The 14,464-nt window shown below is 41.9% G+C and carries 10 protein-coding genes; 9 read left to right on the forward strand and 1 reads right to left on the reverse strand.

Annotation, left to right across the window (positions count from 1 at the left end):
• Nucleotides 1-33 precede the first annotated feature (33 nt).
• From O3655_RS07420 to O3655_RS07435, 4 genes are all read left to right on the forward strand, one after another.
• A complete protein-coding gene (locus O3655_RS07420; RefSeq protein WP_371641277.1) occupies nucleotides 34-5,541 on the forward strand; it encodes a ZmpA/ZmpB/ZmpC family metallo-endopeptidase in 5,508 nt (1,835 codons plus the stop codon).
• A gap of 151 nt (nucleotides 5,542-5,692) precedes the next feature.
• Nucleotides 5,693-6,073: a hypothetical protein gene (locus tag O3655_RS07425; protein ID WP_371641278.1), complete on the forward strand. Its 381-nt coding sequence runs from the start codon at nucleotides 5,693-5,695 to the stop codon at nucleotides 6,071-6,073.
• Between the two features lie 367 nt (nucleotides 6,074-6,440).
• A complete protein-coding gene (locus tag O3655_RS07430; RefSeq protein WP_033630067.1) occupies nucleotides 6,441-6,695 on the forward strand; it encodes a hypothetical protein in 255 nt (84 codons plus the stop codon).
• A gap of 163 nt (nucleotides 6,696-6,858) precedes the next feature.
• Entirely contained in the window at nucleotides 6,859-7,551 is a 693-nt protein-coding gene (locus tag O3655_RS07435; protein WP_000240130.1) for a phosphoglycerate mutase, read from the forward strand.
• 125 nt (nucleotides 7,552-7,676) lie between these two features.
• Here O3655_RS07435 and O3655_RS07440 read toward each other — a convergent pair whose 3' ends face one another.
• A complete protein-coding gene (locus O3655_RS07440; protein ID WP_084944958.1) occupies nucleotides 7,677-8,249 on the reverse strand; it encodes a TetR/AcrR family transcriptional regulator in 573 nt (190 codons plus the stop codon).
• 141 nt (nucleotides 8,250-8,390) lie between these two features.
• On the opposite strand from O3655_RS07440, the gene O3655_RS07445 reads away from it, so the two are divergent.
• The 5 genes from O3655_RS07445 (at nucleotide 8,391) to O3655_RS07465 (ending at nucleotide 14,464) form a co-directional block, all read left to right on the forward strand.
• Nucleotides 8,391-9,092 carry an ABC transporter ATP-binding protein gene (locus O3655_RS07445; RefSeq protein WP_308697160.1) on the forward strand — a complete coding sequence of 234 codons (702 nt, stop codon included), beginning with the start codon at nucleotides 8,391-8,393 and terminating at the stop codon, nucleotides 9,090-9,092.
• A gap of 1 nt (nucleotide 9,093) precedes the next feature.
• Entirely contained in the window at nucleotides 9,094-11,796 is a 2,703-nt protein-coding gene (locus O3655_RS07450) for an FtsX-like permease family protein (RefSeq protein WP_247925282.1), read from the forward strand.
• Between the two features lie 144 nt (nucleotides 11,797-11,940).
• Nucleotides 11,941-12,210 carry a 30S ribosomal protein S15 gene (gene rpsO / locus O3655_RS07455; protein WP_001018251.1) on the forward strand — a complete coding sequence of 90 codons (270 nt, stop codon included), beginning with the start codon at nucleotides 11,941-11,943 and terminating at the stop codon, nucleotides 12,208-12,210.
• A 450-nt stretch (nucleotides 12,211-12,660) separates the two neighbouring features.
• Complete coding sequence (locus O3655_RS07460) at nucleotides 12,661-13,707, forward strand: iron ABC transporter permease (protein ID WP_308697161.1); 1,047 nt, start codon at nucleotides 12,661-12,663, stop codon at nucleotides 13,705-13,707.
• 1 nt (nucleotide 13,708) lies between these two features.
• Complete coding sequence (locus tag O3655_RS07465; RefSeq protein WP_308697162.1) at nucleotides 13,709-14,464, forward strand: ABC transporter ATP-binding protein; 756 nt, start codon at nucleotides 13,709-13,711, stop codon at nucleotides 14,462-14,464.

A 14,464-nucleotide genomic window follows, 5' to 3' on the forward strand; every position in this document is an offset into this window, starting at 1 on the left:
CTTGATAGAAGGTAAAAGTTGAGAGGATTTAAAATGAAAAAGTTTTTTGGAGAGAAGCAGCATCGTTTCTCCTTACGAAAATTAGCAATTGGACTTGTGTCAGCTTCGATTTCAAGCCTATTTTTTGTGTCCATTGCGAGTAGTGGAACCGTATTTGCTCAAGAAAATGTAGCTGTTCACTACAAATATGTGACGGATACGGAGCTGAGTGGGCAAGAGAAGGACTTGATTGTCAAGGATATTCCGAAGATTGCGGAAGATAGTGAGAGCACCTATTATCTAGTCTACCGTATGGATGAGAAAGCCCAACTAGGTCAGTTGCCCAATACAGGTGGGCAGAATAGCCTTACTAGTGTTTTAACTGGTGGAGCCCTAGCTTCAATTGGCCTTCTTATTTTTGTCGTATCGAAAAAGAAAGGCAAAAAGAAAGCCCTCTTGAATGTGATTTTGGTAACAGGGATGGGCAGTGGTTTGGCTTCTTCAGTTCAGGCTATTGAAAATCAACTTTTGCTCCAGTACAATCAGGAATACCAATTATCCCAAGGAGATAGTCTGCCTTTGCCACGTGCCTTATCAGGTTATACTTATCTAGGCTATATTAAGCAAGACAAAGAGATTAATCAGCAAGAAACTGCTGCTAGGGATCAGAAACTTGACTATACAGTTCAACCTCATTTCCAAGCCAACGAAGGTGGACAAAAGGCAGGAGATGAGCAGAAAGCTCCGTCTTCAACAAGCCCTGCAGACAAGACAATCCCTTCTCAAGATTTATCTAATAAAAAGCCGTCTGGTATTGCTAGTGTAGATCCTCAAGACGAAGTCTTGGCTGGTCGCGTGAACAAACCAGAGCTCTTATACAAAGACCAAGAGATTGTAACCAAACTAGATGTTTCAGAAGTGGTGCAGGAAAATCCAGATCTAGCAGAGGGAACCATCCATGTCAAACAAGAAGGTCGTGCTGGGAAGAAGATTGAACTTGTTCGCATTTTCACGGTTGAAAACCAAGAAATTTCTAGGGAAGTTCTCTCAACTAAGGTAGAAGAAGCCTTGCCACGTATAGTAGAGAAAGGGACTAAGAAGGCAGTAGCTGCAAGTGAAGCACCTCAGTCTGCAAGAAAAGGAGAGCCTGAGACTCAGGCTCCATTACCAGAATATACAGGCGAGCAAGCGGGAGCGGTTGTAGCCCCAGAAACAGCTGAAAGACCAGAATATACAGGCACCCAAGCAGGAGCAGTCGTTGAACCCGAGCAAGTCGCTCCACTACCTGAGTATCAGGGAACTCAAGCTGGTGCCATCGTTGAGCCGGAAAAAGTTGAGCCAGAGGTTGGGGGCGTCCAGTCTGGAGCTTTGGTGGAACCAGAAACAGCTGAGAAACCAGCCTATACAGGCGAGCAGTCTGGAGCAATCGTAGAGCCTGAACAGGTGCCACCAACACCAGAATATACAGGCACTCAAGCAGGAGCGATTGTAGCTCCTGAAACAGCTGAAAAACCAGAGTATACAGGCACTCAATCAGGTGCGATTGTGGAACCTGAGACTCAATCTTCCTTACCAGAATATAAAGGTGAGCAAGCAGGAGCCATCGTTGAACCGGAACAAGTCGCTCCTCTTCCAGAATATACTGGCAATACCGAGCAAGTAAAACCGGAAACTCCGACAGAAAAACCAAAAGAAAAAGACCCAGAGAAGACGCTTGAGCTAAGAAACGTTTCGGATCTGGAGTTGTATAGTCAGACCAATGGTACTTACAAACAACACGTTTCTTTAGACGGTGTCCCAAGTAATCCAGACACTTACTTTGTCAAGGTTAAATCTTCGTCGTTTAAAGATGTCTATCTACCAGTCACTTCAATAACGGCAGAAACGAAAGATGGTCAGCCAGTTTATAAAATCACAGCCAAGGCTGAGAAACTCCAGCAAGAGCTAGAAAATAAATATGTTGATAATTTCACCTTCTACCTAGCTAAGAAGGCTAGAGAGGAAACGACAACCTTTACTTCCTTTAGCAACCTAGTCAAAGCTATCAACCAGAATCTCTCTGGAACCTATCATTTAGCAGCTAGTTTGAATGCCAACGAAGTGGAGTTGGAGCCTGAAGCTAAATCCTACATCAAGGGCATCTTTACTGGTCAGTTGATCGGTGAAAAAGATGGCAAGCAGTATGCTATTTACAACTTGAAAAAACCACTGTTTGAAACTTTGAATGGCGCCACAGTAGAAAAGCTGAGCCTAAAAAATGTCTCCATTTCAGGGAAAGATGACATCGGTTCACTGGCCTATGAAGCCCGGAATGGCACAAAGATTCAGCAAGTTCACGTCGATGGTGTTCTCGCTGGTGAACGTGGTATCGGTGGTTTGCTGGCTAAGGCTGATCAATCAAGCATCACAGAGAGCAGTTTCAAGGGAAGAATTATCAACACGTATGAGACGACTGCTGCCTATAATATCGGTGGTCTGGTCGGTCATTTGACAGGTGACAGGGCTTTACTTACTAAGTCAAAAGCGACAGTAGCCATTTCGTCCAACACAAATAGTTCAGATCAGACAGTGGGTGGTCTTGCAGGTCTAGTAGATCAGGATGCACAAATCCAAGATAGCTATGTTGAAGGCGATATTAACAATGCCAAGCACTTTGGTAGAGTTGCGGGAGTGGCAGGCAATTTGTGGGATCGAACTTCTGGTGATGTAAGGCATGCTGGAAGTTTGACCAATGTTCTCAGTGATGTCAATGTAACCAACGGGAATGCCATTACCGGTTACCATTATAATGGAATGAAGGTGAAGGACACATTCAGCAGCAAGGCAAACAGAGTCTACAATGTCACCTTAGTCAAGGATGAGGTCGTCAGCAAGGAATCCTTTGAAGAAAGAGGAACAATGCTAGATGCTTCCCAAATTGAAAGCAAAAAAGCAGTCATCAATCCTCTCACTCTACCAACAGTGGAGCCCCTCTCAACAAGTGGCAAGAAGGACAGTGACTTTTCTAAGGTGGTCCATTATCAAGCTAAGCGAACTTTGGCTTATAAAAACATTGAAAAATTGCTACCTTTCTACAATAAGGCAACCATCGTCAAATACGGAAATCTGGTCAATGAGAACAGTCTCTTATATCAAAAAGAGCTCTTGTCAGCAGTCATGATGAAGGACAACCAAGTCATCACAGATATTGTTTCTAACAAACAGACTGCAAACAAACTCTTGCTTCACTACAAGGATCATTCATCTGAGAAGCTCGATCTCAAGTACCAGAATGATTTTGCCAAATTAGCGGAATATAGTCTAGGAAATACGGGTCTTCTCTATACACCAAACCAATTCTTGTATGACCAAAGCTCTATCATCAAACAAGTCTTACCTGAATTGCAGCAGGTGGACTACCATTCAGAAGGCATCAGAAAGACACTCGGTATTTCTCCAAAAGTCGAGCAGACTGAGCTCTATCTTGAAGACCAGTTCGCCAAAACAAAGGAACATCTGGAAGATAGTTTGAAAAAACTTTTGTCAGCAGATGCTGGACTTGCTGGTGATAACTCAGTTACCAAGGGCTATCTTGTAGATAAAATCAAACACAACAAGGAAGCCTTGCTACTTGGCTTAACCTATCTGGAACGGTGGTATAACTTCAGTTATGGTCAGGTAAACGTCAAAGACCTAGTTCTGTACCATCTGGACTTCTTTGGAAAGGGAAATGCTTCACCACTAGATACTCTGATCGAGTTAGGTAAATCTGGCTTTAACAATCTTCTAGCTAAGAATAATGTCGATACTTATGGTATCAGTCTTGCCAACCATCATGGAACGACAGATTTGTTTAGCACGCTGGAACATTACCGCAAAGTCTTTTTACCAAATACAAGTAACAATGACTGGTTTAAATCAGAGACTAAGGCTTACATCGTTGAAGAAAAATCCACTATCGAAGAGGTTAAAGCCAAGCAAGGACAGGCTGGTAGCAAGTATTCTATCGGTGTCTATGACCGCATCACGAGTGCCACATGGAAATACCGCAATATGGTTTTGCCTCTCCTGACCTTGCCAGAAAGATCTGTCTTTGTCATCTCGACCATGTCTAGTCTAGGATTTGGAGCTTATGATCGCTACCGCAATAGTGAGCATAAAGCGGACAAGGCTCTCAATGACTTTGTTGAAGAAAATGCGCGTGAAACAGCCAAACGCCAGCGAGATTACTACGATTATTGGTATCGTATTTTAGATAATGAGGGGCGTGAAAAACTCTATCGTACCATCTTGCTTTATGATGCTTATAAGTTTGGGGATGACACAACCTCTGGAAAAGCTACAGTAGAGGCTAAGTTTGATAGCGCCAATCCGGCTATGAAGAACTTCTTTGGCCCAGTTGGCAATAAGGTAGTTCACAACCAGCATGGAGCCTACGCTACAGGGGATGGTGTCTACTATATGTCTTACCGTATGCTGGACAAGGATGGAGCCATTACTTATACCCATGAGATGACCCATGATTCCGATCAGGATATTTACCTTGGCGGCTATGGTCGAAGAAGTGGCTTGGGACCAGAGTTCTTTGCAAAAGGTTTATTGCAAGCCCCTGACCAACCAAGTGACGCAACCATTACCATCAATTCTATCTTGAAACACTCAAAATCAGATAGTACAGAGGACTCCCGTCTGCAAGTCTTGGATCCGACAGAGAGATTCCAAAACGCAGCAGATCTTCAGAACTATGTTCACAATATGTTTGACCTTATCTACATGCTGGAATATCTCGAAGGGCAATCAATCGTTAACAAGCTAAATGTTCACCAGAAAATGGCGGCTCTCAGAAAAATTGAGAACAAGTATGTAAAAGATCCAGCAGATGGAAATGAGGTTTACGCCACTAACGTAGTCAAAGAATTGACAGAAGCAGAGGCCCGAAACCTGAATAGTTTTGAAAGTTTGATTGACCACAACATCTTGTCAGCTCGTGAGTACCAGTCTGGTGACTATGAACGAAATGGCTACTATACCATTAAACTCTTTGCCCCAATCTATTCAGCTCTCAGCAGTGAGAAAGGCACGCCAGGGGACCTTATGGGACGTCGGTTCGCTTACGAACTTTTGGCTGCCAAAGGCTTTAAGGATGGAATGGTACCTTATATCTCAAATCAATACGAAGAAATTGCCAAACAAAAAGGTAAAACCATCAATCTCTATGGTAAAACACGAGGATTGGTGACAGATGATCTTGTATTGGACAAGGTGTTTGAAGGCAAGTATTCATCTTGGGCGGATTTCAAGAAAGCCATGTATGATGAACGTGTGAAGCAGTTTGGGAACTTGAAGCAAGTGACCTTTAAAGATCCGACAAAACCATGGCCAAGCTATGTGACCAAGACCGTCAATAGTGTGACTGAATTGCAGGCCCTCATGGACCAAGCTGTGCTACAGGATGCAGTGGCTCCTCGTTGGAGTGACTATAAGCCAGAGATTGACAGTGCCGTTCATAAGTTGAAGAGAGCAATCTTTAAAGCCTATCTTGACCAAACAAACGACTTCAGAACCTCTATTTTTAAGAAATAAGGGTTGGAAAATGAAAAGGGAGGATCGACAGATCTTCTCTTTTTATGTCCGGCTGTCTGAAAGCTGGTAGGCGATTTGTTTGTGACTGAGAAGGTCTTTTGTTTCTTGGGGAAATGTGGTAGAATGATAGCTACGAGAGAAGGAGGTTCTTATGGAGAGAGATAGATTGGTTCGACTCAATTGGAGACTGGGTATGCTGGCAGGTATAACCTTGCTTTTGGGACCTGTCCTACGATTTTTGCTATCCTATACTGGTGCCCTCATCTATAAAGATCCTTCAAAAATGCTGGTTGTCACGGTTGCCTTTTCCCTGCTCCTGACATTTTTTAAGATTTTGATGATTGCATTAGGTACCTTTATGTTAATCTATTTCGAAGAAGACCAACAACTTCGAAAGCTACCTTCTATTTTATTTATCATTGGTGGCGTGCTGGGCTTTCTTTCAGCGACCGAGTGGATAGGAGGATTTCTAATCATTAAAGGCGCTGTTTCTTTTTCTAAATTTTTGAAAGAAGTCCGTGGCCTTGTCTGATAGTCTAGTGAAACAATCCGTTTGAGGGTTGTTTTTTATTTAAAGAATTACCTGGCGAAAGAATATGTTAGCAAAATGCTTTTTTTTATAAGAAAACATGATGTAATACAACTTGAAAAAATAAAAGGAGAATATTATGAAATAATCTTTCATTACATCGTATTTAACATTCTATTTAAAAGCTTCCATTACTTTAGAGGGAGTCTTTATAAAAACTTCTAACCCTAATACTATTTTAAAAGTTATCCCACTGGGTTCTCAAAATAAAACAATTCCTGTTGATCAAGTTGCAAGTGTAGATAGTTCATTTCGTCTTGATTTCAAATCATTTGCTTGGGGTATCATTTTCGCTCTTATTGGCCTTTCAATGATGCAAAATTCATTTATCGGAGGATTGATATTAGCGGCTTATGATGTATTAACAGTGCTAAGCGCTTTTCAGACTCTACTAGTTTTGCATCTTACTTCTGGTGGAACACATGTTGTCAGTGTGGTAGTATTTGAAAAAGCTAATCTTGAAAATTGCAAAGAAACAATTGAAGGTCTAATTCATAATCGTTACAATGATACTAATGTAACTAAGAATACTGATCGTATAATTGATGCTTTAAATAACAAATAATTGCAATCGTTTCTTGATTGAATATCGCGAAATAATAATAACTAGATGAGAGGACACTGTTCTCTCTTTTTAGTTGATTTTAACTAGCTTTTTTATGAAAAATTGTGTAAAATAGAATAGATAAACGAGGGAAACCTCGAAAAATAAAAGGAGAATCCATCTAATGGTAAAATTGGTTTTTGCTCGCCACGGTGAGTCTGAATGGAACAAAGCTAACCTTTTCACTGGTTGGGCTGATGTTGATTTGTCTGAAAAAGGAACACAACAAGCGATTGACGCTGGTAAATTGATCAAAGAAGCTGGTATCGAATTTGACCAAGCTTACACTTCAGTATTGAAACGTGCGATCAAAACAACAAACTTGGCTCTTGAAGCTTCTGACCAATTGTGGGTTCCAGTTGAAAAATCATGGCGCTTGAACGAACGTCACTACGGTGGTTTGACTGGTAAAAACAAAGCTGAAGCTGCTGAACAATTTGGTGATGAGCAAGTTCACATCTGGCGTCGTTCATACGATGTATTGCCTCCAAACATGGACCGTGATGATGAGCATTCAGCACACACTGACCGTCGTTACGCTTCACTTGACGACTCAGTTATCCCAGATGCTGAAAACTTGAAAGTGACTTTGGAACGTGCCCTTCCATTCTGGGAAGACAAAATCGCTCCAGCACTTAAAGATGGTAAAAACGTATTTGTAGGAGCTCACGGTAACTCAATCCGTGCCCTTGTAAAACACATCAAACGCTTGTCAGATGACGAAATCATGGACGTGGAAATCCCTAACTTCCCACCATTGGTATTCGAATTTGACGAAAAATTGAACGTAGTTTCTGAATACTACCTTGGAAAATAATCTATAAACAGAAAGCCTAGGAATTCCTAGGTTTTTTTGTATCTAAGTTTAAAAAAAGGCAATTTAGCTAATTGAAAAAGTATAAAATGAGAGGATATAGCTTATGAAATAGTAAGTTGTATGAATTAATCTTCTTTTGATTCGTAGCTCCAGTGTTCGTAGTTATAGGTTGATAAGATTATATCCGTGATTTCTTCCGGTTCTTCTTGAGCTCCCCCAGCAATCCAAAGAGAAATAATTCCTTCAATACTTGATAAGAAGATTTCCAAAGCGTATTTGTGAGGAATTTGGAAGTTTTCAGATAAGAAATGACGAGTCTTTTCTTTTTGATTTTCAGTTAGAATAATGCTACTTAGAAATTCACGAATTGCACCACGAAAGTCTATGTAATGACTTTGGGACAAGGCGTTAATAAGGCGTTCGTTCGAACGTAATATATAGAAGTTGGCTAACATAAACTTTCTAGGCGATTCTCTTTCTTTTTCTAAAAAAATGTAGAGCTGGGAAATAATTTCACTTTTAAAACTGTCAATCATTTGATATTTGTTTTCATAGTGTAGATAGAAAGTTCCCCTATTAATTCCTGCCCGTTTACAGAGCTTACTAATTGATATATTTTCAAATTTATCCTCTGATAGCAGCTGAATCAAAGCTTCTTTGATATCTTCCTTAGTAGTAGTTTTTCGTTTCTGAACCATTTTATCTTCCTTCTTCTTAAATCAACACTTTGTTGATTTTTGATTATTGCTTTTTGACTTAGCCCATTATATAATATTTGTGATTTAGAATCAACATCTTGTTGATTTAAGAAAACGAGCTTTGAAAAGGAGATAAACGATATGGCTTATATTGAAATGAAACACAGCTACAAGCGTTATCAGGTTGGGGATACGGAGATTGTGGCTAATCGTGATGTGAATTTTGAAATTGAAAAGGGGGAGCTGGTCATTATCCTTGGTGCTTCTGGTGCTGGAAAATCAACGGTTCTCAATCTCCTAGGAGGTATGGATACCAATGATGAGGGAGAGATTTGGATTGATGGTGCCAATATTGCCAACTATAGTTCGCACCAACGAACAAACTATCGTCGTGAAGATGTAGGCTTTGTTTTTCAATTTTACAATCTGGTCTCCAATCTGACAGCCAAGGAAAATGTGGAACTGGCTTCAGAAATCGTGACAGATGCCTTGGTTCCAGAGCAAGTGCTCAAAGATGTAGGTCTGGCTCATCGCCTGAATAACTTTCCAGCCCAGCTTTCTGGAGGGGAGCAACAGCGAGTCTCCATTGCACGTGCTGTAGCCAAAAATCCTAAAATCCTCCTTTGTGATGAACCGACGGGTGCCTTGGATTACCAGACGGGGAAGCAAGTCTTGAAGATTCTCCAAGACATGTCTCGTCAAAAAGGAGCAACGGTGATTATCGTAACCCACAATGGCGCGCTAGCCCCTATTGCAGATCGGGTGATTCATATGCGCGATGCCACGGTTAAGAGCATGACGGTCAATGAGCATCCGCAGAATATCGATACATTGGAGTATTAGCATGAAAAAAACGTATCGGAAAGACCTATTTCAGTCAGTGACGGCTTCAAAGGGACGCTTTGTTTCTATCCTGACCTTGATGATGCTGGGTTCTTTAGCCCTTATTGGTCTCAAAGTGGCCAGTCCAAATATGGAACGTACGGCAGGGGATTATCTCCGTAAAGCCAATACCCTAGATCTGGCAGTGATAGCTGATTATGGCTTGGACAAAGAAGACCAAGACGAATTAAAGGCCCTTCAAGGAGCAAGTGTTGAATTTGGTTATATGGCAGACCTAACCGTTGAAAATAGTGAAGAAGCGGTTCGACTTTATTCCAAGCCAGAGGGGATTTCAACCTTCCAAGTGACAGAAGGGCGACTGCCAGAGGCTGATGAGGAAATTGCCCTAGCCGACTTCTGGAAAGACCGCTATCAGATTGGGCAGACCATTACCTTTACTAAGAAAGAAGAAGGGAAGTCCGTCCTAAAATCCCAAACTTTTACAATTACTGGATTTGTTCAGTCGGGTGAGATGCTTTCTCAAAAAGACTTAGGGAGTGCTAGCAGTGGAAATGGAAGCTTGGCTGGCTATGGAGTGATTTTGCCCAGCCAGTTTGATTCAGATGTTTATAGTATTGCGCGTGTGCGCTATGATGATTTAAAAAATCTGGATGCTTTTTCATCAGACTATAAGACCAAACGAACCCAACATCAGGAAGAGTTGCAAGACTTACTTGCTGATAATGGTCAAAAAAGATTGGCAAGTATTAAAACAAATGGGCAAAAGAGCCTGAAAGATGGGAAAGAACAGCTCCAAACTGCTGAAAGCAACCTTGAAAATGGTAAGAGTCAGTTAGAGCAGACTGAAAGTCGCTTGAAAACGCAAGAAGAACAAGCGACCGCTTTACCAGAACCGCAAAAGAGTCAAATCGAGGGACATCTGACAAAAGCTAAGGAAGAACTGGCGACTAAAAAAGAAAAACTGGCTCAGACAGAGAGTGATCTAACCAAGGAAAAAGAGAAGCTTGAACAGCGTCAGAAAGACCTTGATGAACTGGCAGAGCCGAAATACCACGTATACAATCGCCAAACCATGCCAGGTGGTCAAGGCTACCGCATGTACAGCAATTTATCAACAAGTATTCGTTCTATCGGAAATATTTTCCCCGTGGTGCTATATATGGTCGCTGCAATGGTGACCTTTACAACGATGACTCGCTTTGTAGATGAAGAACGCACCAATGCAGGCATTTTCAAGGCCTTGGGTTACCGCAACCGAGATATTGTTGCCAAGTTTGTCCTCTATGGTTTTCTTGCAGGAACTGTGGGAACCCTTATAGGAACACTTCTTGGACATTATCTTCTTGCAGGGGTGATTTCAGATGTTATAACAGCTGGGATGGTTGTTGGAAAAAGTCACGAGTATTTCTATTGGTCTTATAGTCTTATTGCCCTAGCTTTAAGTTGGGTATCCAGCGTTTTGCCGGCTTATCTGGTAGCGCGGAGGGAATTACACGATGAAGCAGCCCAACTCTTACTTCCCAAACCTCCCGTTAAGGGATCAAAGATTTTGCTGGAACGCCTGAGCTTTATTTGGAGTCGTTTGAGTTTTACTCATAAGGTTACGGCAAGAAATATCTTTCGTTATAAGCAACGAATGTTGATGACCATTTTTGGAGTTGCAGGTTCGGTGGCTCTCCTATTTGCAGGTCTTGGCATTCAGTCATCTGTGGGAGGAGTTGTGGAGCGCCAATTTGAACAAATCCAGCAATACCAGATGATTGTAGCGGAAAAGAGCAGTGCGAGTGAGCAAGAAAAAACAGATCTAGAAAGTGCCTTGCAAGCTGAATCGATCCACGCTTATCAAAAGATTTACTCTAAATCCATTGAAAAAGATTTCAAAGGAAAAGCAGGACTTCAAACCATCACCATGATGGTCACAAACAGAGAAGATTTCAAACCCTTTATCACATTAGAGGAGAATGGGCAAGAGGTGCAGGTCACTGATGGAGCGGTCGTGAGTCAAAAATTAGCCCAACTAGCAGGTGTTACGGTTGGAGACAAGCTGGAGCTTGATGGGAAGGAAATCAAGGTCGCAGCTATTTCTGAAAACTATGTTGGACACTTTGTTTATCTCAACCGAGCGACTTACGAACAAGTCTATGGCACTCGTCCACAAGACAATACCTACCTAGTAAAATTAAAAGAGCCAACACCTTCCAATACGGAGAAAGAAGCTGCTACCTTCATGGAAAAAGATGCTGTTTCTGGGGTCGTCCAAAATGCGACGGCCATCCATCTCTTTGAATCTGTGGCTAGTTCGCTCAATAAAACCATGGCAATCCTTGTCCTTGTTTCCGTTTTACTAGCCATTGTCATTCTCTACAATCTCACTAACATCAATGTGGCAGAACGTATCCGTGAACTTTCCACTATCAAGGTTCTCGGTTTCCACAATAAAGAAGTGACCCTCTATATCTACCGTGAGACCATGGTGCTGTCCCTTGTGGGAATTGCTCTCGGTTTGGTAGCTGGCCACTATTTACATCAATTTTTGATTCAAATGATTTCACCTGCCACCATACTTTTTTATCCACAAGTCAGCTGGGAAGTCTATGCTCTTCCAATCGTCGCAGTGACTGTAATCTTAGCCCTACTGGGGGTCTTTGTCAATCACCACTTGAGAAAAGTGGATATGCTCGAAGCCCTGAAATCAGTAGAGTAATTCAAGGTTTTAAATAGTAAATCAGTTGACAAAGTTCCTGCTTCTTGGTAGAATAAGAACTGTCGTAAAGACAAATAACTTCTTCTTGGTTGCAGGCATGCCAACCTGTCACTCGGATGAAGCCAAATAAAAAGGAGAAACATCATGGCAATCTCAAAAGAGAAAAAAAATGAAATCATCGCACAATATGCACGTCACGAAGGTGATACAGGTTCAGTAGAGGTTCAAGTTGCTGTCCTTACTTGGGAAATCAACCACCTTAACGAACACATCAAACAACACAAAAAAGACCACGCTACTTACCGTGGATTGATGAAGAAAATCGGTCGCCGTCGTAACTTGCTTGCATACTTGCGTAAAAACGACGTTAACCGTTACCGTGAGTTAATCAACTCTCTAGGACTTCGTCGTTAATCTTGCGTCTAAAACGTTTCTATACTTCGTTGCCTTCGCCTCGATGTACCATCAGTACAATCTTCGGCTTGTCGCCTAATCTATAAACGTTTTATCCAGCAAGAATAAAGCTTTCTGATTTCAGAGGGCTTTTTGTTTTTATCCGCTTGCTTAGGCCGTGTTCAATTGAGCATATCTTGATAATGAAGCTACTCTAAATTGGGTAGCTTTTTTACTTTTGTCACCTTACCTCGATATACTCAAGTATAATCTTCGGTTACGGTTCCTAGCACTGTAAGGTAAAATAAACCAGATCATCTCCCTTCGGGGAGATTTTTTTGTTTTACGAACATTTTTGTACAATCTTCGGCTTGTCTATATATGTCTCCATCCTTGTTCATCTAGTAGAAATATGGTATACTTTTTATGAGAATTTTCTAAATTTTTAAGATTCTATCAAAGGAGGTTTGCATGCTTTCCAAATTTTCAGGAAGCCGACGGGACCTGCAATTTGTGTTACTTTTAGGTATTTTGCTAGCTACTTTAGGGATTTCGCTCTTTCTAGCAGTTTCTATGGGATCCGTTGCGATTGATCTAGGCGATACCTATCGGATTATTTTGAGCAGGTTGGGTTTTCCTCTTGAGATAGGAGAGGTTTCCAAGTCCACTCTTGCCATTGTATGGAACATGAGATTCCCCCGAGTATTGTTAGGTCTGATAGTAGGGGCCGGTCTTTCCATGTGTGGTAGCGTGATGCAGTCCACGGTAAACAACCCCATTGCTGAGCCCTATGTCTTAGGTATCTCTGCGGGTGCGACTCTGGGTGCAACCTTGAGCATTATTCTTGGTTTAAAAGTGGTGATTAGCCTTGGAGCTTTTCTTGGAGCTATTTTGGCAACCATTGCTGTCCTCATCATTGCCTCTATGCAGGGAAGGATGACGACTTCTAGTCTCATTTTATCAGGAACGGTGGTCAATGCTCTCTTTCTGGCATTTTCCAACTTTATTATCTCAGTTGGCGCTAATGCGGACAGTGTGATGACCATTAAGTTTTGGACCATGGGTTCGCTTGCCGGGACTACCTGGTCTGACTTAGTCCTGCCAACTGTAGTAGTAGGAATGGCCTTTCTATTTTTCTCTACTCAGTATCGTGTTTTCAATGCAATGATGATGGGAGATGAGGCTGCTTTAACTTTAGGGATTCCTTTACGATTTTATTGGTATCTTTATGTGACCATGGTGGCTGTGCTGACAGCAGTCTTAGTGGCAACCTGTGGGATTATTGGATTTGTTGGTCTGATTACTCCTCACTTAGCTCGAGGGTTAGTAGGAACGAATTACAAGAGGCTTTTTCCCGTTGCGACCTTACTGGGCGCCCTCTTTGTCGTCTGGGCAGATGTACTTTCTCGTGTCATCATTCCAAATGCTGAGCTGCCGATTGGTATTTTCACAGCCTTAGTAGGTGCTCCCTTCTTTATCTACATTGTTGGAGGTAGGCGAAAGGAGGTGAGGGTCTGATATGGACTTGATTTGTCAGGATATCCATTTTGGACTAGGAGAGAAAAAAGTCCTCAAAGGAGTTTCTCTTAAGGTTGAGGGGCATCAATTTCACACGATACTAGGACCAAATGGAAGTGGAAAAACCAGCCTGCTTAAACTTCTCTATCGTCAGGAAAGGGCGGACAAAGGCTTGATAAGCTTAGATGGAAAGCCACTGGAGCATTGGTCACTCAAAGAAACAGCCAAGCAAATGGCAGTTGTCACCCAGTTTAATCAATTGCAGTTTGATTGTACAGTTGAGGAAATCGTCTTACTGGGAAGAACTCCCCACCTCTCTTTTCTACAGAAGGAAAAGGAAAGGGATTATGCCCTCGTTCAAGATGCTCTCGTTAAGGTGGATATGCTTGAGAAGAAAACTCGTCTCTATTCGTCTCTTTCAGGTGGGGAGAAACAGCGAGTCTTATTAGCACGCGCCTTGGCGCAAGAACCGACTCTCTTGCTCCTGGACGAGCCAACCAATCACCTGGATATCAAGTACCAGTTAGACTTGTTGGCCATTGTGAAGAATCTCAAGGTCAATGTTCTAGCTGTCCTACATGACATTCAACTTGCTTGTCGCTATTCGGATTATCTCTATCTGATGAAGGAGGGGGAAATCCTTTACCAAGGTATTCCAAAGGAGACCATCACCCCTGAGTCATTGCAAACTGTATACGGAGTTCAAAGTCAGGTGACTTGGACTGAGGATCAGCAAGCCATGATTCACTATTTATAA

This window comes from Streptococcus sp. 27098_8_70, assembly GCF_041432215.1.
Taxonomy (GTDB): Bacteria; Bacillota; Bacilli; order Lactobacillales; family Streptococcaceae; genus Streptococcus; species Streptococcus oralis_CP.

Coding starts and splice junctions, on each gene's coding strand:
- O3655_RS07425 (WP_371641278.1), top strand. CDS start 5,693: ATGGAGAGAGATAGATTGGTTCGACTCAATTGGAGACTGGGTATGCTG.
- O3655_RS07465 (WP_308697162.1), top strand. CDS start 13,709: ATGGACTTGATTTGTCAGGATATCCATTTTGGACTAGGAGAGAAAAAA.
- O3655_RS07450 (WP_247925282.1), top strand. CDS start 9,094: ATGAAAAAAACGTATCGGAAAGACCTATTTCAGTCAGTGACGGCTTCA.
- O3655_RS07440 (WP_084944958.1), bottom strand. CDS start 8,249: ATGGTTCAGAAACGAAAAACTACTACTAAGGAAGATATCAAAGAAGCT.
- O3655_RS07460 (WP_308697161.1), top strand. CDS start 12,661: ATGCTTTCCAAATTTTCAGGAAGCCGACGGGACCTGCAATTTGTGTTA.
- O3655_RS07445 (WP_308697160.1), top strand. CDS start 8,391: ATGGCTTATATTGAAATGAAACACAGCTACAAGCGTTATCAGGTTGGG.
- O3655_RS07430 (WP_033630067.1), top strand. CDS start 6,441: ATGATGCAAAATTCATTTATCGGAGGATTGATATTAGCGGCTTATGAT.
- rpsO (WP_001018251.1), top strand. CDS start 11,941: ATGGCAATCTCAAAAGAGAAAAAAAATGAAATCATCGCACAATATGCA.
- O3655_RS07420 (WP_371641277.1), top strand. CDS start 34: ATGAAAAAGTTTTTTGGAGAGAAGCAGCATCGTTTCTCCTTACGAAAA.
- O3655_RS07435 (WP_000240130.1), top strand. CDS start 6,859: ATGGTAAAATTGGTTTTTGCTCGCCACGGTGAGTCTGAATGGAACAAA.